This window comes from Leucobacter aridicollis (assembly GCF_024399335.1).
In the GTDB taxonomy this organism is placed as follows: Bacteria; Actinomycetota; Actinomycetes; order Actinomycetales; family Microbacteriaceae; genus Leucobacter; species Leucobacter aridicollis_A.
Window position 1 is genome coordinate 257528 of sequence record NZ_CP075339.1, and the last position, 22252, is coordinate 279779.

The window sequence follows — 22252 nt, forward strand, 5'->3', positions numbered from 1 at the left end:
GTTAGGGGGTCTCGACAGTTCCAGGGTCAGTGCCTGGAGCGGCGTCTGGGTCTGCGCCGAACCGCTCAAGCTGCTTTCGTTCAGCGGCGGTCTGCTTACGCTCGATACTGAGCTGCTTTCGGCCGACCGCGAGCTGCTTGCGTTCGGCGCGGCGGACCTCGCGAGGCTGCCTGGGAGGTACCGCTGCGAGGTGCTCGGGATACACGAACGGCGCGGGGCCGAAGGCGGTGCGCGCCGAGCGCACGACCTTGCGGCCGAGCAGCCTGTTCCCTGTGCCGCCAATCACCGCGCCGACGCCGTAGGGGATCGCCTTGCCGATGACCGACGCGGTTCCGGTCTTCGCGAGCTTCTTCAGAAACATCGACCGAAGCTGGTCGAGCGCAGGGCCGACGAGGTTCTTCGGCATCGCGGTTGTGACGATCTCGCTCCAGAACGCGTTTCGTGCCATCCCTCCGGCAACCTGGCCGGTGACCTGACGCAGCAGCGTTGCGCCCTCCTCACCGAGCATGAGCGCCAGGATCAGGGCGTGCGTGCGGTCGCGGTCGGTGAGCACGATCCCGTGGACCTCGGCGACGGCGTGAGCGAACAGCGCGGTTGCCTCGATAAATCCGAGGGTCTCCGCGCCGGCGAGCGCGAGGGCCGCCGCGGTGCCGACCGCAGGGATTGCGGCGGCGGCGCCGACGCCCGCGCCGCCAGTCATGACCGTGGTGAGGTAGTGACGTTCGAGCATCTCAACAAGCTGTTGCGGCGTCGCCCCGGGATGGCGTGAGCGGATGCGCTTGAGGTGCGCGAGCACGATCGGCCGCTGCACGGTGAGCACTCCGTCGAGCGCCTTCGCGACCATCGGGTGGTGCTGGCCGCCGGCTGCGCTGGAGCCAGGCCTTCCCGAGAAGCTCGGGCCTGGGGTGCCCGCTCCGGCACCGTTCTGTGAACCCTGGGCCGAGCCGCGCCCACCTGCCGGGGTGCTCGGTGCCGCATCGACGACGATGATTGGCTCCTCGGGCCGGGGCTCGTAGCGGTAGCGGGGCTGGTTCATAGCATCATGCTACGCAGCGAGGCTGTGCGGGAGATAGCTGTTCGCTGTCGGGTGAGCCTCCGGCCACCGTCCTGCAGGTGCCGGTGGCCCTGCCGCTCTGTCGCCACCGCAACCCGATCTCGTCGCCCCTGCCGCTCTGTCGTCGCCGCAACCCGATCTCGCCGCATACCCATGAGATCTACGTTAGAAATGCCCGATCCAGTCCGTGTTGCGATTCCTTCTGCAGATTGCAGGCGTATCGACTGGTGGGGTGGGCGGCCCGCACTCGAATCTGTGACTTGTCTAGGCGTGCCGTGTGGGCCAGCGAAGTCGATTGCCTCGGATTGCCGTGGACTGCTTGACAATTGCCACTCCGCCTCGTAGGTTCATTAGTGAAGTAATGAACCAAGGGAGTGGATATGATGCGAGCACGGGTACCGGGCCCGAGGTGACGAGGTGACACGTGTTTGAGGATTCAAGGCCGATCTTTCAGCAGCTCGCCGAGCGGATTGTCGACGACATTCTGCGCGGCCGCTACGAGGAGGGTGGGCAGGTGCCCTCAACTAATGAGCTCGCGAGCTATCTCCGCATCAACCCCGCGACGGCAGGCAAGGGCCTCGGCTTGCTTGTCGACAGGGGCATCCTCGTGAAGCGCCGCGGCATCGGCATGTTCGTTGCCGAGGGCGCAACCGAGCGGATCGCTGCCGAGCGACGCGACCGGTTCGTCCAAGACTTCATCCAGCCAATGCTCGCAGAGGCGAGCACCATTGGGCTCGACAGGGCGGCGCTTCGCCGCCTCATCGACGAGTCCCACACCCCCGATGAGTCCGCCCCGGGTGCGGAGGCGGGTACTCACCCCGCCGTCGGCCCCGAAACAGAATGAGAACGGATATGACCTACGCGATCAAGGCCCAAGGCCTCACGCGCGTCCACGGTGCAACCCGCGCCCTCGACGACGTCACCCTGAACGTGCACGAGAACACGATCACCGGCTTGCTTGGCCGCAACGGCGCAGGCAAGACGACGTTCATGTCGCTCGCAACGGCGCAGGATCGCCCGACCTCAGGCACCGTCAGTGTGCTTGGCTCGGAACCCTTCGAGCACGCCAAAGTGCTCGAGCAGCTCTGCTTCATCCGAGACAACCAGCGCTACCCAGACGATTACAAGCTTGGGCACGCGCTGCGCGCCGCACGGATCTTTTACCCGAACTGGGATCAGGGCCTCGCCGACGAACTCGTCGAGCTCTTTCGTATCCCGCCGAAGACAGTCGTGAAGAAGTTCTCGCGAGGGCAAACCTCGGCGCTCGGGATTGTGCTGGGTCTCGCCTCCCGTGCCCCAATCACGTTCTTCGACGAGCCCTACCTCGGCCTCGACGCGACTGCCCGGAGCTACTTCTACGACGTGCTGCTGCGGGACTATCAGGAGCACCCGCGCACGATCCTGCTCTCGACTCACCTCATCGACGAGATGGACAGGTTGCTTGAGCGCGTCGTCATCCTCGACCGTGGCCGCGTCGTGCAGGACGCCGACGTCGACGAGCTCCGCGGCGCTGCACACCAGGCGGCAGGGTCGGCCGAGGCCGTTGCTGCCTACTCTGAGGGCAGAAAGGTGCTCAGCAGGCACCGGCTCGGCGGTCTCGCCACTGTCGTTGTTGAGGGCCAGCCTGACATGGCCGCAGCCGCTGGCGACGTCGAACTGAGCGCTGTGTCGCTGCAGGAACTCGTCGCGGCCTACGGCTTTGACGGCGGAGATAGCCCCGCAAGCGAGAAGGAGGTGCGCGCATGAATCGCGTGCTGAAGGTGACACGGCTCCACATGAACAAGCCTGGCGCAATGTTCGGTGTCCCCCTGCAGATCGTGCTCGTGGTGCTCGTCGTGTCGGCGCTCATCTCCCTCATGCTGCAGCGTGGTGGCCTCGACCCGGCCTCTGCCGAGTACGTTGAGGGAGCCCGCTGGAATCAGGGCATGATCTGGTCGCTCCCCGGCTTCTTGATCTACTACGGGGTTCAGGCGATCGCGACGACCTACCCGTTCTCGCTCGCGCTCGGGGCGACCCGCCGTGCTCACGTGCTTGGGACAGCCATCGCGAACGTCGTGCTGTCTCTCTTCATTGCCGCCGTGATGGTGCTCCTGCTTGGACTCGAGCTAGTGACGGGTCACTGGTTCATCCACCTGTACGCCCTCGACGTGTACCTACTCGGTTCGGGCAATCCCCTCGTGTTGTTTGTGACGATGTTCCTCATCACGTTCGTGGCGACGAGCATCGGCGGGTTCTTCGGGGCGGTCTGGGTCCGTTTCGGGTCGAAGGGGCCGACTGTCGCAGCCCTCGGACTCGCGCTCGTGCTCGTCGTGCTGCTGCTCATCTTCGTGCCCCAGCTTGGGGAGATCATTGCGGCGATCACTCGTCCGCTGTTGGCAGGCGTCGGAGTCGGTATCGCTGTGCTTGCGATCTTCGGCACCTGGCTGTCAATGCGCCGCGCTTCGGTACGGTAGCTGCGCCCTGCGGCGTGCCGCGCTGCGGGCCGCCGCTGCAGGCCTCGCGGGCCCGCTGCTTTGACGCCCCATCCCGGGGCCAAGGTAGCGGCGCTGGCCCGCATGGGGCCGGGCGACACGCCCGGCCCCATGCAACAATGGGCCAGTGTACGTTTCGCTGAGCACCACCACTGCCCCTGTCGAGGACCTGACGTTCCTACTGCACAAGCATCCGGCTCGGGCGCATACGCGAAAGCTGTCGGTCGGTGCGGTGAGCGTCGTCTGCACTGAACTCACCGATGAGCGCTGCACTGTCGCGCTCGCCCTCGAGGTCGACCCGATCGGACTGCTTCGCGGCCAGGGCGCCGCGATGGAGAGCTTCACCCTTGGGCAGTACGTGAACGACAGGCCGTATGTGGCATCGTCGTTGCTCACCGGGGCGATTCGCGGGGTGTACGGAACCGCGCTTGCCGGAAACTGTGAGGCCAGACCAGACAAAGTCGCTGAGCCCCTTGATCTTGAGGTGCACCTTCCGACCGTCGCCTGCGCCGACGGAGCGCAGCTCATCCGCAGGCTATTCGAGCCGCTCGGCTGGACCGTGTCGGCAAGCGCGCTGCCGCTCGACCCCGAGGTCCCAGAGTGGGGCGATTCAGAGATCTTCGACGTCACCCTTACGGGAAGCGCAGTGCTGCAGGTCGCCCTGCAGCAACTCACGATCTTGCTCCCCGTGCTCGATGACGCGAAGCACTACTGGGTCGACCAGACTGAGAACGACAAGCTGCTCAGGCACGGCGGCGAATGGCTCGCAGCTCACCCTGAGCGCGGGCTCATTCTGCGCCGTTTCCTCCGGCACCAACGCGACCTCATCGCTGCCGTCGATGAGGCGAACGAAGCTGACGGCGTGGGAGCGCAGGCCGCAGGCGATCCTGACGGAGCCGCCCAGACCGATGCCCGTCGACCGTCGCTCGCGCGTGAGCGCCGCGACGCCGTACACGCCGAGCTCACACGACTTGGCGCTGCAAGCGTGCTCGACATGGGGTGCGGCCAGGGCGCTCTGCTCGCGCCGCTTGCCCGCGACCCGCGCATCACGCGGCTCGTCGGTGCTGACGTCTCGGCCCGCGCGCTCGCTCAGGCGGCCCGCAGGCTCGGGCTCGACGGCGCTTCGGACGGCGCCGCCGACGGCGCGCCCGAAGCGATCCGCGAGAAGGTCGGGCTCATCCAGTCTTCGCTGACCTATCGTGACGACAGGCTCCGCGGCTTCGACGCGATGGTACTCATGGAGGTCATCGAGCACCTTGATCCTGAGCGGGTGCCGGTGCTTGAGCAGACTGTGTTTGCCGAGGCGCGCCCCAGCCACGTGATCGTGACGACCCCGAACATTGAGTACAACGCCGCCTACCCCGGGCTCGCGCCCGGGGAGCTTCGCAACCACGACCACCGATTCGAGTGGACCCGCGCTGAGTTCGCGGACTGGGCCGACAGGGTCGCGCTCGCACACGGTTACACGGTCGTGCTGGCTGGCATCGGTCCGACAGCAGACGGGCTCGGCTCGGCGACACAGATGGCGGCGTTCACTCGGGGAGGAACCAAATGACCGAGATCTCGATCCCAGAGGTCGCACTTGTGCTGCTTGTCGGCGCGTCAGGATCGGGCAAAAGCCGGTTCGCCCGTGAGCACTTCGGCCCATACGAGACTGTGTCGAGCGATGAGTGCCGCGGAATCGTCTCGAACGATCCGAACAATCAGGCCGCGACGAAGCCGGCGTTCGAGCTGCTTCACACGATCGCGTCGAAGCGGCTCGAGGCTGGGCTGCTGACAGTCATCGACGCCACGAACGTGCAACCCGAGTCGCGCGCCTCGCTCATCAAGCTTGCTCGCGACCATGACGTGCTTCCCGTCGCGATCGTGTTTGATCTCGAGGAGTCGGTGCTCTTTGAGCACGACCGCGGGCGTGACGACACCCCGCGGGGCGAGAAAGTGATTCGCCGCCAGCAGGGGCAACTTCGCCGCTCAATGCGCGGCCTGAGGCGTGAGGGGCTGCGCGGCGTACACGTGCTCAACACGACGGACGACGTTGCCGCCGCGACGATCGTTCGGCGAAGGCTCCTCACTGACTTCCGCGACGATCACGGCCCGTTTGACGTCATCGGCGACGTGCATGGCTGCCTCCCCGAGCTTGAGGAGATGCTCGTCACGCTCGGCTATGCGATCGTGCGCGACGACGCAGGCCGTGCGATCGATGCGAGTCACCCCGGCGGGCGTCGAGCGCTGTTTCTCGGTGACCTCGTCGACCGTGGGCCAGATTCGGTGGGGGTGCTGCGTCTCGCGATGGGCATGCACCGGGCTGGCCACGCACTCGCGGTGCCAGGCAACCACGAAGAGAAGCTTGTGCAGGCGCTCGACGGTAAGCGGAAGACCATGACGCACGGCCTCGCCGAGACGATGCTCCAACTGGCGGGTGAGACTGACGAGTTTCGGCGTGAGGTGCGCGACTGGGCGCACGGCCTCGTTTCGCACCTCGTGCTCGACGACGGCAACCTTGTTGTTGCCCACGCTGGGTTGAAGGAGGCGTACCAGGGCCGCAGCTCTGGGCGGGTACGTGCGTTTGCGCTCTACGGCGACACGACTGGCGAGGTCGACGAGCACGGCCTGCCCGTGCGGCTCGACTGGGCGGCTGACTATCGCGGGAAGGCCGCCGTGCTGCACGGTCACACCCCCGTCGAAGAGGCCGAGTGGTTCAACAATGTGATGTGTCTCGACACGGGGTGCGTGTTTGGCGGGAAGCTCTCGGCGCTGCGTTACCCCGAGCGGGAGCTTGTCGAGGTGCAGGCGCGCGAGCGCTACGCGGACCCGATCAGGCCGCTCGCGCCGCCGCGGGGGAGCATGGCGACACCTGTCGGCGGTCAGGATCGCCAGCAGCTCGCCGGCCCTGCCACCGGGGTGCCGGGCGGCGCCGGGCACGGTTCTGCGCCATCGAGCTCGGGTTCGTCTGCGGCGGCGAACGCTGGACCGGGCGGTGCTGGGCAGCGCGCCAGTGGCGAACTTCGCGCGGCCGATGTGCTCGGCAAGCGCGTCATCGAGACGAGGCTCCACGGCCGAGTCGGGATCCGTGCGGAGCACGCAGCCGGCGGATTCGAGACGCTCAGCAGGTTCGCCGTCGCGCCCTCGTGGCTGCCGTACCTGCCGCCGACGATGGCGCCGTCGCCGACAAGCTCCGAGCCTGGATACCTCGAGCACCCGCGCGAGGCGTTCAAGGTATTTGCTGCAGCGGGCGTCGAGCGCGTCGTGTGCGAGGAGAAGCACATGGGTTCGCGCGCTGTCGTGCTGCTATGCCGCGACGAAGCGACCGCAGCACGACGCTTCGGAGGGCAGCCCGGAGAGACCGGAATGGTCACCACCCGCACGGGCCGGGCGCTGTTCGAGCGTGAGCTTATGGAGGAGTTTCTCGCGGGGCTCCGCGCTGCAGTCAACGCGGCAGGGCTCTGGGAGGAGCTCGAGACTGACTGGATCCTGTTCGACGGCGAGATGCTGCCGTGGTCGCTGAAAGCGGGCGACCTGCTCATGGGCGTCTTCGCCCCGGCAGGCGCTGCCGCGCGGGCGGGGCTTGGGGCTGCCGCCGAAGCGTTCGCCGCCGCTCAGGCGCGAGGCGTGGGCGCGACCAAGCTCGAAGCGCGTGCGAGCGAACGCCTCGCAGATGCCGAAGCCTTCACCCGTGCGTACCGGCGCTACGTCTGGCCGACCTCCGGGCTCGAAGGCGTGAGTTATGCGCCGTTTCAGGTGCTCGCTACCGAGGGGAAGGCTCGCTACGGCGACCCGCACCCCTGGCACCTCGACCTCGCTGGCAGGCTCGCGGACGCGGCGCCCGACCTCGTGCGACGCACCCGTGCGCTCGTGGTGATACCCGCCGACGCCGAGAGCGTTGATGCGGGCATTCGCTGGTGGGAGGAGCTCACCGGTGCTGGCGGTGAGGGAATGGTCGTGAAGCCTGAGCAGTCAGTCGTGCTCGGCAAGAAGGGGCTCGTGCCCCCGGGGTTGAAGGTGCGCGGCAGGGAGTATCTGCGGATCATCTACGGCCCCGAGTACTTGGATCCCGCGAACCTCTCGCGGCTGCGCGAGCGTGATCTTGGGCGCAAGCGCTCCCTCGCCGGGCGCGAGTTCGCACTCGGTGCAGAGGCGATTGACAGGTTCGTCGCAGGTGAGCCGCTGTGGCGGGTGCACGAGGCTGTCGCGGCGGTGCTCGCGCTTGAGTCTGACCCTGTCGACCCGCGGCTGTAGGTCAGCAGCTTGCGCCACTGCCAGTGCCAACGCCACTGCCAACGCCAACGCTGGGCCCGCAAATCTGCGGTATGAATGTCGGTCTTGTAGGTGATGCGGCATTTCTTCTGCAGATCCCAGGGTTACCGCTCGCTCGCGGAAGTGGAGCCATAGGCAATATGTACCTGCTGAGGCAGGGCTGGGGCGAGGCTGAGGTGTATCTGAGGTAGAGCTGAGGTAGAGCTGAGGTAGAGCTGGGGTGGGGCTGAGGTGGAGCTGGGGTGGGGCTGGGGTGGGGCTGAGGTGGAGCTGGGGTGGGGCTGAGGTGGGGCTGGGGCGCACCTGAGGCGGGACTGAGGTAGGACTGAGGCGAGGCTAAGGCAGCTGGGCGAGGCCGGACCATCTCCAGCTGCACACGATTCGCGGCAACCTCCCTGTCAGCCTGACCCGCAGGGGGAGTACCTTGGGAGCAGGAGGCATCATGCGAGATATTGAAGTGACACTTGCAAGCGGCGAGGTGCGGAGGTTTGGTGAGCTCGCACCCGGTGCGGCGCTCGTCATCAACGTCGCCTCGAAGTGCGGCTTCACGCCACAGTACGCGGGCCTTGAGGAGCTCTACCAAGAGTTCGGCGACAAAGGCCTGGCCGTGATCGGAATGCCCTGCAACCAGTTTCTTATGCAGGAGCCCGGCTCGGACCAGGAGATTGCCGAGTTTTGCACGCTCAACTATGGGGTCACGTTCCCGCTGCTTGCGAAGGGCAAGGTGAACGGACGTGGCACCGAGCCGTTGTTTAAAGAACTGCGGAAGGGTAAAGATGCCGCGGGCGCAGGCGGTCTGGTCCGCTGGAACTTTGAGAAGTTCGTCGTGAGCCGCGACCCCGAAGGCGGTGGGTCCCCGACGGTCACCCGTTTCCGCTCAGCTGTCGAGCCAAACGACCCGGCGATCCGCGCGGCGATTGAGGCCGCGCTCGTGGCCTAGCCCTACCGCCGCGCTTGCAGCCTAGCCCTACCGCCGCGCTCGTGGCCTCGCCCTGTCGCCGCGCTCGGAGCTCGGCACCGGCACTGGTGTGAGAGGTCGCCTAGATTCGGGCGATCTCTTGGCGCGGCCTGACAGCGAGGTCTGTGAGCTGCACGTCTGCAGGAGCGTCGACGATGAAGCGAACTGTGTCCGCGATCGACTGTGGCCTGATGTACCGCTCAGCCCGGTAGCTCTCGGCGGGGATGCTCGCGCGGAGCATCTCGGTGTCAGTCTGCCCCGGGGCGAGCGTGACGACGCGCACCAGGTGAGGCTCCTCGTCGATACGGAGGACATCGGCGAGCCCACGGAGGGCGTGTTTCGTCGCCGTGTAGATGGCGCTTCCTGGCACAGGCCGCGTTCCGGCGCCCGAACCAATGAAGACAACGGTGCCTGCTGCGGTCCGAAGAAGCGGCAATGTGAGGCGAGTGAGCTCAGCTGGGGCCGTGACGTTGAGCGCGAAGCTGTCGGCCCAGTCCTCGACGTTTGCGCTGTCGACCGACACCGCGCCGCCGCGCGCGGCCGAGTGGATGAGCACGTCAAGCCTGTCAAGGCCTGCCACCCTTTCGGCGAGCGATCTGCTGTCGGTAATGTCGATGGCCCACGTTTCGGCGTTCGCCGCATGCTCGAGCTCGGCGAGGCGGGCGGAATTTCGGCCGACAGCAATAACGTGGTGAGTCGTCGCGAGCTCGCGTACGATTGCCGACCCCATGCCGCCTGTCGCGCCCGTGACGAGTGCGACGGGGCGCGGCGAGGCGTTTGTGGCTGCAGACTCAGAGAGCGGATGAGGCACTGAGGGCTCCTTCGTAGATTCGGGGTGCTGCCGCATGCAGCGCGACCGCGAGCGCGCTCGCCGACACACGATCGGTCTCGCGGAGCATTGGCGGGTCGGTTCCAGGCATTGGGCTGATGACAGTGCCGTGCAGCGTGTCATCGACTGGGATCCCTGCGAAGTGCACAGCCTCGTCTGGGGTGCCGTCAGCGCCGATGATGCGGCCGGTGGCTTCGTCAATGTCGATGCCGCCTGTGGCCGCGGCGGCTCCGGTGCGTGAAGCAATCGAGAACACGCGGGCGCGCCCGGCGGTGAGCAGAGACACGGTGAACGGGTCTTCGCTTGCGCGGGCGTCGTGAAACTGCATCCACGAGTCGATGAGCACCCTCGCGGTGACCTCGGACCCGGTGACGGCGTGTGACGATGCGACGAAACCGCGGTCGTCGACGCTCAGCGATGCGTCTGGGCCGATGAAGCGCACGATGCCGGCAGCGACGAGCGCGAGGAGCTCGTTGTTTCTGAATGCTGGGGGACCTGAGCCGACCATGCCGCCGAGCGCGGTGAGGAGTGCGAGGCCGTTCTCTCTGGACTCGGAGTCGAACCCGCCGAGCGTGCCGACCTGGGCTGCGAAGCCGCGGGCCGAGCTCACCGACCAGAGGCCGGTTTTCACGGGGCTGTCGATGCCGAGGTCGACTTCTCGAAGATCGTCGGCGACGCGCTCTGCGACCCAGGCGGTGAAGGCGTTGGGCGTCGCGAACGTGTCGTTGACTGGCGTGATTTCGCCGGCGAGGTCGAGGCGATCCTCCGCCGCGGGAATGAACGCTGCGACTGCCGTCGACACCGCGTCGACGACGTCGCCGAGATTGGGTGCGGCCGTTCCAGACGCTGTCGGCGCGATCGCTTTGCGGATCGCTTCTTCGATGCCCGCGAGCGCACGCGAGGGGTCAGGATCACCGGGAGTCGCGTCGGTAGCCGTTGTAAGGGCGTTCGGCTTCACCCGCGCGAGCGTTTCGGCGTGTGCGAGGAATGCGTCGCCGACGATGCGCGGCCAGAGCGCGGTGTCGAAGTTGATGGGGCGCGGTACCTGTTGCCAGTCCACCTCGCGCAGGAGCCGTTGCTCAGCCCGCGGCGGCAGCGCGTTGTAGCGGGACTTTGCGCGGAAAGGGACGCCGCGGCGGGAGGTGACGTGGAGCACGGGTTCGTTTCCGGACGCGACGTACCTGAGCCCGCCGGGGGTCTCGGGCGCGTGCACATACCGCCCGCCGCGGCCCAGCGTGAGGAGCGTCACGGTGTCGAAGAAGCCCATGCCGAGGCCACGGACGATTGCATGCTCGCCGGGTCCGACCTCGGAGAGGTCCTGCTCGACTGGGCTTCCCTGCCGCACCCATGTGAGATCCGGCCGCGCCTCGACGCCCGCCGCGAGCGCGACGTCTGATCGTGACGCGGCACGGGGAAGCCACCCCGTCGCTGCAATCACGGCATCGACGGTGACTGTGTTGCCAGTCGTGGCCTCCCCGCGGTCGAGCGTGATGCGCTCGCGGCCGTCGATGCGTTCGACAGCGGTCGCTCGGGCTTCGTGATGCACGACCGTCACGGAGTCTGGCAGCTCGGCGATCGCCCGCTGCAGGAACCACGAGAGGTATTCGCCGTAGAGCGCGCGGCTTGGATGCGACTCGGGCCGGAGCTTCGCGAGCTCGTCGCGATACTCGGCCGCGAGGCCTTGCCGTGCGGGGTGGGCGTTGAACGCGGCGGCGCGGGACGCCGGGATCGCGGCTGCCGCAGCACTCTCAGGTGCTTCGTCGCCGAGCGCATATTCGCGGGCGAGAATACACCACTCGTACAGGGTTGGGCCTGGAACGACTTTGCCTTCGACGGTACTTCCGGGCTCGGTGAAGAGCGTCACCGCGTCGGCGAGGGTGTTCATGCACAGCTCGCGAGTCTGATCGGTCCGCCAAATCCTGCCGGCGCCGGGTTGGGCGTCGTCGATGAGGTGCAGTTCGAGGGGCGGTGTCGTCGGCAGTGCTTTGAGGTGAACGCCGAGCCGCTCAACCAGCGACCCGCCGCGCGGGCCGAGGCCGACGATGGCGATGCGTGCCTGGGTGGCGGGCGCATCGTGTGGTGCGAGGGGTGTCATGTGGCAAGTCCAAGTATTGATTGCTGGTTTATGGCTGATATAACCCTAGCTTGGGTTTGTGTGGGGCCGCATCAGGGATGTCGCTGGGTTACGGAGTGTGACGCGTGCCGAAGTTGCCACGTTGCGCGACAGCTTGCCCGCATGCAAGGATAACGTTTCGTAATGCCACGCAGAAGCTAATCGTATGTTTCTCGCGTTCTCGATCACAATCCACGGAGACCGAATCCATGTCACGTATACGTCGCACGGCACTCGCCGCGCTGTCCCTCGCCGCAACGACCGCGCTGCTCGCGGGCTGCGCAAGTGGCGCACCAGCAGGCGAAACGCCAACCGGTGACCCCGTCACGGGCGGCACGCTCAGCTACCTTGAGCCGCAGACATGGACGACGCTTTACCCGCCCGCAGGTGGCTTCTACCCGAACGGCGGCATCGTTAACAACATCACCGACCGGCTGCTCTACCAAGACCCAGAGACGCTTGAACTCACCCCGTGGATCGCGACGGCACTGCCCGAGGTGAACGCCGACGCAACCGAGTACACGTTTACGATTCGCGACGACGTCACCTACTCGGACGGAACGCCGCTCACCGCCGAAAACGTCGTGAAGAACATCGACCTCTACGGCAAGGGCGACGCAGACCGGGCACTCACCCCCTCGGAAGCGATCAACAACTATGACCACGGCGAGGTCGTCGACGCGACGACAGTGAAGTTCACATTCACTGCGCCCTCACCAGGGTTCGCCCAAGCCGTGTCGACAATCAACTCGGGTCTCGTCTCTGACGCGACACTCGACCTCGACAGCGAGGGCTTCGGCCCCGGTGGCGCGAAATCCGTTATTGGCAGCGGCCCATTTGTGATTGCCGATGAAAAGATCGGCACCGAAACCCAGCTGAAGGTGCGCGAGGATTACGACTGGGCACCGGAGGCCGCGGCCCACGACGGCCGCGCATACCTCGATGGCATCACGTACACCGTCGCAGGCGAGAACAGCGTGCGCGTCGGCACCGTTGTCGCGAAGCAGGCGGACGTCGCCCGCCAGATCCCCGCGCCTGACGAGCCGCAGTTCGCGGCTGACGGGCTGTCGGTGCTCGCGGCGTCAACGAACGGCGTCACGAACAGCCTGAACTTCCGGTTCACGAACCCGCTGCTCAGCGACATCCGTGTGCGCCAGGCGCTCATCGCTGGCATCGACCGCGAGAAGATCGTAGAGACACTCTTCACCGATAGCTACCCGCTCGCGACAGGTGCGCTCGCGACGACGGCGCTCGGCTACGTCGACACGTCTGAGTTCTACACCTACGACCCGAAGCAGGCCGAAAAGCTGCTCGCGGAGGCTGGCTGGAAGGCCGGCAGCGACGGCGTCCTCGAGAAAGACGGGGAGCGCCTGAGCATCACCTTCAACGAGGCGATGCCGCAGCCACGCTCCAAAGAGGTCGTGACTCTCATCCAGGAGCAGCTCGGAGAGCTCGGTATCGAGGTGAACCTCTTCGCAGGAGACTATGCGGCACAGACTGCAGCGAGCCTCGACCCCGACACGATCCAGGTCTACCACTCGATGGTTGGCCGTGCCGACTACGACGTGCTGAAGTCGCAGTTCTTCTCGACGAACCGCAACACGCTCTTGAACTACAACACGGCCACCGAGAAGAACGCTGATCAAGAGCTCGACGACCTCCTCGCACAGGTCGCCTCAGCGCCGACCCCCGAGGAACGCGCGGCAGCATCTGAGGCAGCGCAGCTCCACCTTGCCGAGCAGGCGTACATCCTGCCGCTCTTCGAGGAGCCGCAGGTCTACGGCCTCACTGACGCGGTGCAGGGCTTCGCAACCGAATCGGTCGGGCGGCCGAACTTCTACAACACCTGGCTGACGCGCTAGCGGCGCGAGCCTGTCCCCGGGAAGGAACCACAATGCCATACGTCGCAAGGCGTCTCCTGCAGGCGCTGATCGTGCTCGCGCTCGCGTACACGATCGCGTATGTGCTGCTGTCGGCCCTTCCCGGGGACGCAGTTCTCGCCCGATACGGGAGCCCTGAGCTCGGGCTCTCACCCGATCAGCTCGATGAGATTCGCGACAGCTATGGCACAGACAGGCCCCCGCTCGAGCGGTACTTCGATTCGATCCTGTCGTTCGTACGCGGCGACTTTGGATACTCGGTCAACAGCGGTGCGGCGGTCTCGACCCTGCTCGCCGCCGCGCTGCCGTCGACCCTCACACTCGCGCTCTCCAGCCTCGTCGTCGCAGTGGTGCTCGCGGTGACGATCGCCTTCACGGCGAGCTACGGCGGAGCCGCGTGGCTGCGTCGGCTCTTCCGTGGGCTGCCGCCGCTGTTTGTTTCGCTGCCTGTGTTCTGGGTGGGCATCATGCTCATTCAGATCTTCTCGTTCAAGCTTGGCCTCGTGCCGGCTATCGGGGCGACTGGGCTCCAAGGCCTCGTGCTTCCCATGCTGACCATCGCGATCCCGATCGCGGCCCCGCTCGCCCAGGTGCTGCTGCGCTCGATCGACGAGGTGCGCACTCAGCCGTTCGTTGCGGTGGTGAAGGCTCGCGGCGCGAGCACATCATGGCTGCTCTGGCGCAACGTCGCCCGCAACGCGCTGCTGCCCACCTTGACTATGGCTGGCGTGCTGTTCGGCGAACTCGTCGGTGGCGCAGTCGTCTCAGAGACTGTGTTCGCGCGAGCGGGGATCGGGCAGCTTACTGCGCAGTCGGTTGCGGCTCGTGACACCCCGGTGCTGCTCGCCATCGTCGTGCTGGCGGCGCTCACGTTTGTGCTCATCAACCTCGTCGTCGATTTGCTCTACCCAGTTCTTGACCCGCGACTGCGTGCGCGGGCGGCCGCCGCGAAGTCCGCAGCGCAGACAGCGTCAACCACCGCAGCGAATCCGCAGGGAACTGCAACCGCTGCCGCGAATACCCAGGGAGTGACACGATGAGCATCTTCACCCCACCAGTGCGCGACACGGGGAGGCAGGATCCAGCTTCCCGGAGCCCGGAGTTAGGCGGTCCGGGCGAATCTCGCCCGACTGAGAGCGGTCAGACGCGACCAGCCGGCCCCGCGAGGCGCCTGAGCCGGTTCGGCCCTGGTGCCCGAAAGACAGCGGCATTCGCGGTGCCAGCGGCAGTGATCCTGATTGGACTCGCGTGGGCGATCGCCCCCGGCATCTTCGCGCACGGCAGCCCCACGGAGACTGTCGGCCAGGCGCTCCAAGCACCGAGCGCGCAGTTCTGGTTCGGCACTGATGCGACAGGGCGAGACCTCTACACGAGGGTGATCTACGGTGCGTCAGAGTCGATCGTTGGCGCACTCGTCGCGGTGCTCGTCGGTTTTGTCGCTGGCACGACGCTCGGAGTGCTTGCGGGCTCGGTCGGCGGGCTGCTTGACGAGGCCATCATGCGCTTCGTCGACGTGCTGCTCGCAATTCCCGCACTGCTGCTCTCGCTGAGCATCGTGATCCTGCTCGGCTTCGGCACCACGAACGCGGCGATCGCTGTCGGCGTGACCTCAATCGCGGTCTTCGCAAGGCTCGCGCGCTCGCAGGTTGTGAGCGTCCGCGTGAGCGAATACGTTGAAGCGGCCTACGGCTCCGGGGGCACGTTCTGGACGGTGCTGTGGCGCCACATCCTGCCAAACTCCCTCACCCCAGTCGTCGCGCTCGCGGCGCTTCAGCTCGGGTCTGCGATTCTGCAGATCTCGACGCTCGGCTTCCTCGGCTACGGTGCGCCGCCGCCGACGCCTGAGTGGGGTCTGCTCATTGCCGAGGGGCGAAACTACGTCGCGACGGCGTGGTGGCTGACTGTGCTTCCGGGCCTCGTCGTCGTCGCCATTGTGCTCGCAACCAACCGTCTCAGCCACGCCATCCGAGGAGGAGAAGCAGCATGAGTGAACAGTCGCTCCTGAGCGTGCGCGACCTGCGGGTCGCTTACGACACCCCTGCTGGAACCGTGGAGGCCGTCCGCGGCGTCTCGCTCGATGTCCTGCCGGGCGAGGTCACTGCGCTCGTCGGCGAGTCAGGATCGGGCAAGACCACTGTCGCGCAGTCGGTCATCGGGTTGCTCGCGGGCAACGGCAGGGTCGCCGGCGGTGAAATCACCCTCGCGAGCGAGGCGCACGGTGCCGAGCAGCTTGTCGGGTTGAGCGAGCGAGCGTGGCGCGGCATTCGCGGGCGAAGGATCGGGCTCATTCCGCAGGACCCAGGCAACTCCCTCAACCCCGTGCTCCGCATTGGCGCGAGCGTTGGCGAGGCGCTCAAGATCCACGGCTGGCGTGACAAGCGCGCAGTTGCAGCCCGCGTGCTCGACCTGCTCGAGCGCGTCGGCATCGACGACCCGGAGCGCCGAGCACGCCAGTTCCCCCACGAACTCTCGGGCGGAATGCGGCAGCGCGTGCTCATCGCCGCTGCGCTCGCGCTCGAGCCCGAACTCGTGATTGCCGACGAACCGACGAGCGCGCTCGACGTGACTATTCAGCGCACGGTGCTCGACCTGCTCGATCGTTTGCGGCGCGAGACGGGTATGGGCGTGCTGTTCATCACGCACGACCTCGCCGTCGCAGCTGACCGCTCAGACTCGATCGTGGTCATGCAGGGCGGCGAGGTGCAGGAGGCTGGGCCCTCCGCCGAGGTGCTCGCGAATCCGTCGGCCGATTACACCCGCAAGCTGCTCGCAGACGCGCCGTCGCTCGCGCGCGTTGTCGTGCGCGAGCTCCCCGAGACGCGGGCCGACGCCGACGCTGCGGGGCCTAGCGTTGCTGCGGACCGCGCTGACCTCGCCGAACCGCTCGTGCGCGTGAGCAACCTCAGGCAGGAGTTCAAGACCCCGGGCAGAGCGGAGCCCTTCGTCGCCGTCGACGACATTTCGTTCACGGTTAAGCGCGGGACGACACACGCGCTCGTCGGCGAATCAGGATCGGGTAAGACCACGACAGGTCGCGCAATCTCCGGGTTCCAGCGCCCCACCTCCGGCGAGGTCACCGTCGCGGGTACCGAGCTCGTCGGGAAGCGACCGGGCAGGGAGTTCCGCAGGCACACGCAGCTCGTCTACCAGAACCCGTACGGCTCGCTCGACCCACGACACACAATCGGCGCGACGCTCGCAGAGCCCCTTCGTAACTTCAAGATCGGGTCGCGGGCCGACCGTGAGAGCCGGATCGCGCACGCGCTCGACCTCGTCGCGCTCGCTCCCGGGATAGCCGACCGCAAACCGACCGAACTTTCTGGCGGGCAGCGCCAGCGCGTCGCAATCGCGCGGGCTCTCATCGTCGAGCCCGAGCTCGTCGTCCTCGACGAGGCCGTATCTGCGCTCGACGTGACCGTGCAGGCCCAGATTCTGAGACTGCTCGCCGACCTGCAGCGCGAGCTCGGGCTCACCTACGTGTTCATTTCACACGACCTTGCTGTCGTACACCAGATTGCAGACACAGTATCGGTGCTGCAGCGCGGCCGCCAGGTCGAATACGGCGGGGCCGAGGAGATATTCAGGGCGCCCGCACACGAATACACGCGGGCGCTGCTTGACGCGATCCCGGGCGGTGGAGCGCTCGCCGCGGGGGCCGGTGCGGGTGCCGGTGCCGATGAGGCCGACGGCCGTGAACGTGCCGTGCCCGAAGGCGCCGCGAACGCCACTCTTGCGACCCCGGCACCCGATCGCCTCCTTGTCAGCACGAACCGCTGAAGCTCACTCAAACACCGTCGCGCTTGACGGTTACAACAGCCACTCAACCGAAGGAACTCATGGCCGCCGCACTCACTGCTGACATCATCGACATCCTCGCGGGCCTCGGCCCGGGGCACGACATTGCGATTCTGCGTGGCCAGCGTGCGCAGGCGCGAGACAACGCCCAATTGAGCTTCGCCGCGCTCCTCGAGCCGAAGGACTCCGGGGACTTCACCCTCGCCGAGCGCTACGCCGTCGCGCTGTTTGTCTCCCAGCTCCACGGCTTCCCAGAAGCGGTCGAGTTCTATGCCGACCTGCTCGGCGATGAGGCTCCAGAGCTCGTGGCGACGGTTGCTGCACTGGCAACTGACGCTGCTGCGATCGGCCCTGTCGGCAACTACCGGGAACCCGGCCTGCACAGCGAGAGCATCGCCGTCGAGCCGTGGGCGCCGACGGCGGCGGCAGCGGCCGCGATCGGCCACAGGCTGGCCGCCGCGCTTTCACACACCCACCTGCTCGTTATCCGTCCTCGGGAAGCGTCGGCCGATGCGCTCGCCGCGCTCGTGCGCGCAGGGTGGAGCGCCGACGACATCGTGTCGCTGTCGCAGCTCGTCGCTTTCCTGTCGTTCCAGCTGCGCTCGGCGTGGGGTCTGCGAGTTCTCGCCGGTGTGCCTCGCGGCGAGGGTGTCGACCTCGGTACGGCTGCCGTCGCTGATGCTAGCGCCGTCGCTGATGCTAGCGCCGTCGCTGGTGCCGCCGAGGCCGTTGACGGTGAATCCGTCGCCGAGCTCATCACCGAGTACCCAGACCTGAACCGGCCCGACCGGTTCACGCAGCAGAGCCTCGGGTGGGTGCCGTGGCTCGCGCCGGTTGACGAGGCTGACCTGACTCCTGAACAGCGCGACGCGCTCGTCGATCCGCTGCGCGCGAAGATGCCGTACTTCCGGTTACTCGCACGCGATCCTGAAGCGCTGCGTGCACGCACCCTGACCGACCTCGACATTTTCTTCAACACCGACGGTGGCATCGGTCGGGCTGAGCGTGAGCTCGCGGCGACGGCCGCGTCACGGCACAACGGGTGCGTCTTCTGCGCGTCGGTGCACTCCGCCGCAGCGACACGCGAGTCCGGGCGAGAATCGACAGTGCAGGCGCTCCTCGACGAGGGGGTCGGCGCAGACCTCGGCGACGCGAAATGGAACGCAGTCGTGAGCGCATCCGTCTCGCTCACGAACACGCCGCTCGGGTTCGGCGAGGCCGACATCACCGGGTTGCGGGCGGCAGGACTCTCTGACGCCGAGATCATCGACGTCATCAACGGCGCGGCCTTCTTCAACTGGGCGAACAGACTCATGCTGTCTCTTGGTGAGCCTGAGGTGCCAGCGAAGCGCGGGCAGTAATGGCCACTCCAGCGGAGCTTGACCACATTGTCATCGCGGGCCCAAACCTTCCAGAGCTCGTCGACTGGTTTGCGCGGCTTACGGGAGTTGCCGCAGAGCCCGGGGGTCGCCACCCAACTGGAACGCAGAACGCCCTCGTTGCGCTCACCGTCGAAGGCCGCCGAGGCCGCCAATATATCGAGCTGATCGGCCCCTACGCCGACCAGACAGATGGGCCGGTGCCGTCGAAATTCGGGATCGACAGCCTCACAGGGCCGACCGTGCAGACCTACGCGATCCGCGTGCCGGACATCGATGCAGGCGTCGAGAACGCTCGCGCTGCTGGCTGGGAGACGGGTCCCGTGGGCGACCTGTCGCGGCGCACCCCAGCCGGCGATCTCCTCGAATGGCGACTCACGCGCACCGATGACAGTCAGCCTGAGCAGTTTCAGCTCCCGTTTCTCATCGACTGGGGCGAGACGCCCCACCCGGGGACGACGATCGGCCCGGCTATCGAGCTCGTCGAGTTTGTGCGTCTCGAGCAGACGCCGGAGCGCGCCGAGACTCTTCGGAGGCAGCTCGCTGCAGTGGGCGGCGGGGCAATCGATGTGCGTGTCGGGGGTTCACCGGGGTTCGGGCTCACATTGCGGGCGGCAGACGGGGCACTCGTCGAGATACTGCCTGCCTGAGGAAGTGGGCGGGCGCCGAGCGCCGGGCACTGCCCGTCCCTACCACCGCGCTCGCACGCCCGTGCTCGCGCTGCCCGCGCCCGCTCGCGCCCGCCCGCGCTGCGCACGCCCGCCCGCAAGAGAGTACCTTCCTGTCCAAAGGCCCCCTTACCAACCGTGGGCAAGGGGGCCTTTGGTGAGAAACACGCTCTTTTGCGAACGTCGGGCGGCCCCTATGCCGGCGCGGAGCTCTCCGTGGATGATGCCGACGCGGCCGCCTGCTTCGGCTGCCGCTCGGCGAAGAAACGCACAACGTTCGGGTCGACGATCACATCGCGCGGCTGCAGGGGCCTTGCGAGGTAGAGCCCGTCGAGCGAGCGCACGCGGCTGAGCGCGACGTACGTTTGGCCGGCGCTAAACGCGCGGGGTCCGAGGTCGATCGCCGCAGCGTCGTAGGTGTGCCCCTGCGACTTGTGAATCGTCACGGCCCAGGCGAGACGGAGCGGGAACTGCTCAAACTCCGCGACAACTTCCTTCTCGAGCTTCTTGGTGTCGGCGTCGTAGCGGTACCTGAACCGTTCCCACGTCGCGGGTTCGACCTCGTGCTCTTCATCGCCGACGATCACCCAGACCGTGCCCTCGATCTTTGAGACGGTGCCGATGGTGCCGTTCACCCAGCGCCCGTCTGGATCGTTGCGCAGAAACATGACCTGCGCACCCTTCTTGAGCTCGAGCACCTCGTCTGCTGGATATGTGTTTTCGCGGAACTCGCCGGTGATCTCAGCGGCGGCCTTCAGGCCCGAGCCCTTGATCTCGGCGAGCCGCTCGGCGTTGATTCGGTTCACCGTCGCGTTTGTCGTCGCGAGCGTGATCACGTCGCGCGGCGCCTGGCGTGCGCCCGCCCCATTGAGCTCGTTCGCCTGCGCCTCATCGACGACCCCGTAGCGAACTGCGCCGAGGATCTGCTTGAACCTGTCGTCGCTCTGCCTGTGCACCTCGGTGAGTTCGATGACGTCGAGCGGGGTCTCTTGCCAAATCTTTGAGTCGAAGAACCAGAGCGATCGGTACGTATCGTCGAAGTAGGCGCGCTCGTGCGGGTCGCGCGGCGGCACGGGCGGCAGCTGGAATGGGTCGCCGAACATGATGATCTGCGCCCCACCGAACGGGTCGTGGCGTTTGCCGCGCGCTTGCCTGAGCGAACGATCGATGGCGTCCATGAGATCGGCAGAGACCATCGAGATCTCGTCGATGATGAGGGTGTCGATGGACGCGAGCATCTTCTTGAGCTCGGCGGGCTGCTCGAGCTCGTGGTCGGCGATCACGCCGGTCGGCAGCCGGAGCAGCGAGTGGATCGTCTGGCCGCCGACGTTCAGCGCGGCAACGCCTGTCGGGGCGCACACAGCGATGATCTTCGACGTGTTCCACGACAGGTGGTTCAGGATCGTCGACTTGCCGGTGCCAGCCCGTCCGGTCACGAAGATGTGTTCGCGGGTGTGCTCGATGCGCTCGTAGACGTTGAGTTGCTGGGGGCTGAGTTCGGGGCGCGACACTCGAATAGGCTACCCCGCAATGGGATACTAGTGCGGCGCGTACGCGCGCGGTCCGCATTCGGACCAGACATCTGCCATGGAAGGCGACAAGCTTCGTGCCCCCACTCACCACTACTCGCCGGAACCTCGCGCTCTTTGCGTTAGCCCTTGGCGGATTCGCGATCGGAACGACAGAGTTTGCGACGATGGGGGTGCTCCCTGAGATCGCACACGATCTGGTGCCTGGCTACGCCGCTGACCCGCAATGGGGCATCGCGCAGGCGGGCAACCTCATCACGCTCTATGCGCTTGGCGTTGTTGTCGGTGCGCCCGTGCTCGCCGTGCTTGGCGCGCGAATGTCGCAGACGAAGCTCGCGATCTGGCTGCTCGTCTTACTCATCGCGGGCACCGTCGGCTCCGCGCTCGTGCCGGGCTTCGGCACTGTCGCGGTCTTCCGGTTTATCTCTGGGCTGCCGCACGGCGCCTACTTTGGCGTGGCGTCGTTGCTCGCCGCGAGGCTCATGGGGCCGGGCAACATGGGCAAGGGCATCGCGCTCGCGATGAGCGGACTCACTGTGGCGAACGTCATCGGCGTTCCGCTCTCGACGGTGCTTGGGCAGCAGCTTGGTTGGCGCTGGGTGTACGCCCTCGTCGCCGTGCTGTTTGCGGCGACGCTGCTGCTCGTTGCGCTGTATGTGCCGCGATTCCCGGGGAGCCCTGAGCGTAGCCCGCTGCGTGAGCTCAGTGCGCTGGGGAGCGCGCGCGTCTGGATCATGGTGGCGGTGCTCTCAATCGGCTTCGGCGGGTTCTTCGCCGTCTACTCCTATATTGCAGAGGTGACGACGCGTGAGGCGGGGCTCGGCGCCGGAATGGTTCCTTGGGTGATTGCGACGATGGGCATCGGCATGGTGCTTGGCAACATCCTCGGCGGGATCCTCACAGATCGGAGCCCGGTTGGCACCGCCATCTGGGGCTTCGTGCTCTTCATCTCGTCGTTCGTGCTTTACTCGCTGTTCGCGGCGCACCCGGTTGGGCTCTTCGCGTTCGCGTTCCTCGTGAGCCTCGCGTCATCAATTTTGCTCCCCGGTTTGCAGGCCCGCCTCATTCGAATGTCGAGCGAGGCGCGGCTGCTGGGCGCCGCGCTCAACCACGCTGCAGGTAACGTGGCGAACAGCCTCGGGGCTTGGCTCGGCGGTCTCGTGATTGCGGGCGGGTTCGGCTATCTCGCACCGGGGTGGCTCGGCGCAGTGCTCGCCGGGGCCGGTTTCGTGCTGCTGCTTGTGAGCCTCGCGGTGCAGCGCCGAGACGGCGGGAAGAGCCTCGACACCGCCGGGATCCCTGTCAGCTAGCCGGCTGCCGCC

Annotated in this window: 17 protein-coding genes; 13 read left to right on the forward strand and 4 right to left on the reverse strand. The window is 66.8% G+C overall.

The features are described 5' to 3' along the window. Position 1: 1 nt before the first annotated feature. On the reverse strand, positions 2 to 1036 hold the full coding sequence (locus KI794_RS01155) for a hypothetical protein (protein ID WP_255808815.1): 1035 nt from the start codon (positions 1034 to 1036) through the stop codon (positions 2 to 4). Positions 1037 to 1478: 442 nt separating this feature from the next. Here KI794_RS01155 and KI794_RS01160 point away from each other — a divergent pair, with 442 nt between their 5' ends. From KI794_RS01160 to KI794_RS01185, 6 genes are all read left to right on the forward strand, one after another. After that, entirely contained in the window at positions 1479 to 1898 is a 420-nt protein-coding gene (locus tag KI794_RS01160) for a GntR family transcriptional regulator (RefSeq protein WP_119281753.1), read from the forward strand. 8 nt (positions 1899 to 1906) lie between these two features. After that, positions 1907 to 2800 (forward strand): ABC transporter ATP-binding protein, encoded by an 894-nt coding sequence (locus KI794_RS01165; RefSeq protein WP_119281752.1) that lies wholly within the window; start codon positions 1907 to 1909, stop codon positions 2798 to 2800. Further along, positions 2797 to 3507, forward strand: coding sequence for a hypothetical protein (locus KI794_RS01170; RefSeq protein WP_119281751.1), 711 nt, complete (start codon positions 2797 to 2799; stop codon positions 3505 to 3507). The genes KI794_RS01165 and KI794_RS01170 overlap by 4 nt, the downstream gene beginning before the upstream one ends. Before the next feature lie 145 nt (positions 3508 to 3652). Further along, entirely contained in the window at positions 3653 to 5080 is a 1428-nt protein-coding gene (locus tag KI794_RS01175; RefSeq protein WP_255808816.1) for a 3' terminal RNA ribose 2'-O-methyltransferase Hen1, read from the forward strand. Then, positions 5077 to 7761, forward strand: coding sequence for an AAA family ATPase (locus tag KI794_RS01180; RefSeq protein WP_255808817.1), 2685 nt, complete (start codon positions 5077 to 5079; stop codon positions 7759 to 7761). The genes KI794_RS01175 and KI794_RS01180 overlap by 4 nt, the downstream gene beginning before the upstream one ends. Before the next feature lie 460 nt (positions 7762 to 8221). Continuing rightward, complete coding sequence (locus KI794_RS01185) at positions 8222 to 8719, forward strand: glutathione peroxidase (protein WP_255808818.1); 498 nt, start codon at positions 8222 to 8224, stop codon at positions 8717 to 8719. A 100-nt stretch (positions 8720 to 8819) separates the two neighbouring features. Here KI794_RS01185 and KI794_RS01190 read toward each other — a convergent pair whose 3' ends face one another. Next, complete coding sequence (locus KI794_RS01190) at positions 8820 to 9548, reverse strand: SDR family oxidoreductase (protein ID WP_255808819.1); 729 nt, start codon at positions 9546 to 9548, stop codon at positions 8820 to 8822. Then, complete coding sequence (locus KI794_RS01195) at positions 9529 to 11661, reverse strand: FAD/NAD(P)-binding protein (RefSeq protein WP_255808820.1); 2133 nt, start codon at positions 11659 to 11661, stop codon at positions 9529 to 9531. Before KI794_RS01195 ends, KI794_RS01190 begins: the two co-directional genes overlap by 20 nt. Positions 11662 to 11888: 227 nt before the next feature. Between KI794_RS01195 and KI794_RS01200 the strand changes: the two genes are divergently transcribed. The 6 genes from KI794_RS01200 to KI794_RS01225 are packed head-to-tail and all read left to right on the forward strand — an operon-like array spanning position 11889 to position 19383. Continuing rightward, positions 11889 to 13541 (forward strand): TIGR04028 family ABC transporter substrate-binding protein, encoded by a 1653-nt coding sequence (locus KI794_RS01200; protein ID WP_119281745.1) that lies wholly within the window; start codon positions 11889 to 11891, stop codon positions 13539 to 13541. A gap of 32 nt (positions 13542 to 13573) precedes the next feature. Continuing rightward, positions 13574 to 14599, forward strand: a complete 1026-nt coding sequence (locus KI794_RS01205; protein ID WP_119281744.1) for an ABC transporter permease — start codon at positions 13574 to 13576, stop codon at positions 14597 to 14599. After that, positions 14596 to 15546 carry an ABC transporter permease gene (locus KI794_RS01210; protein WP_255808821.1) on the forward strand — a complete coding sequence of 317 codons (951 nt, stop codon included), beginning with the start codon at positions 14596 to 14598 and terminating at the stop codon, positions 15544 to 15546. The genes KI794_RS01205 and KI794_RS01210 overlap by 4 nt, the downstream gene beginning before the upstream one ends. Further along, positions 15543 to 17336, forward strand: coding sequence for a dipeptide ABC transporter ATP-binding protein (locus tag KI794_RS01215; RefSeq protein ID WP_255808823.1), 1794 nt, complete (start codon positions 15543 to 15545; stop codon positions 17334 to 17336). The genes KI794_RS01210 and KI794_RS01215 overlap by 4 nt, the downstream gene beginning before the upstream one ends. Before the next feature lie 59 nt (positions 17337 to 17395). After that, complete coding sequence (locus KI794_RS01220; protein ID WP_255808824.1) at positions 17396 to 18715, forward strand: alkylhydroperoxidase domain protein; 1320 nt, start codon at positions 17396 to 17398, stop codon at positions 18713 to 18715. Continuing rightward, complete coding sequence (locus KI794_RS01225) at positions 18715 to 19383, forward strand: VOC family protein (protein ID WP_255808825.1); 669 nt, start codon at positions 18715 to 18717, stop codon at positions 19381 to 19383. The genes KI794_RS01220 and KI794_RS01225 overlap by 1 nt, the downstream gene beginning before the upstream one ends. A 212-nt stretch (positions 19384 to 19595) precedes the next feature. On the opposite strand, the gene KI794_RS01230 is transcribed toward KI794_RS01225, so the two are convergent. After that, complete coding sequence (locus tag KI794_RS01230; RefSeq protein ID WP_119281739.1) at positions 19596 to 20912, reverse strand: ATP-dependent DNA helicase; 1317 nt, start codon at positions 20910 to 20912, stop codon at positions 19596 to 19598. Positions 20913 to 21007: 95 nt separating this feature from the next. On the opposite strand from KI794_RS01230, the gene KI794_RS01235 reads away from it, so the two are divergent. Further along, the gene (locus KI794_RS01235; protein ID WP_255808826.1) at positions 21008 to 22240 is read left to right on the forward strand and encodes an MFS transporter; all 1233 of its coding nucleotides are present in this window, start codon (positions 21008 to 21010) and stop codon (positions 22238 to 22240) included. Positions 22241 to 22252 lie beyond the last annotated feature (12 nt).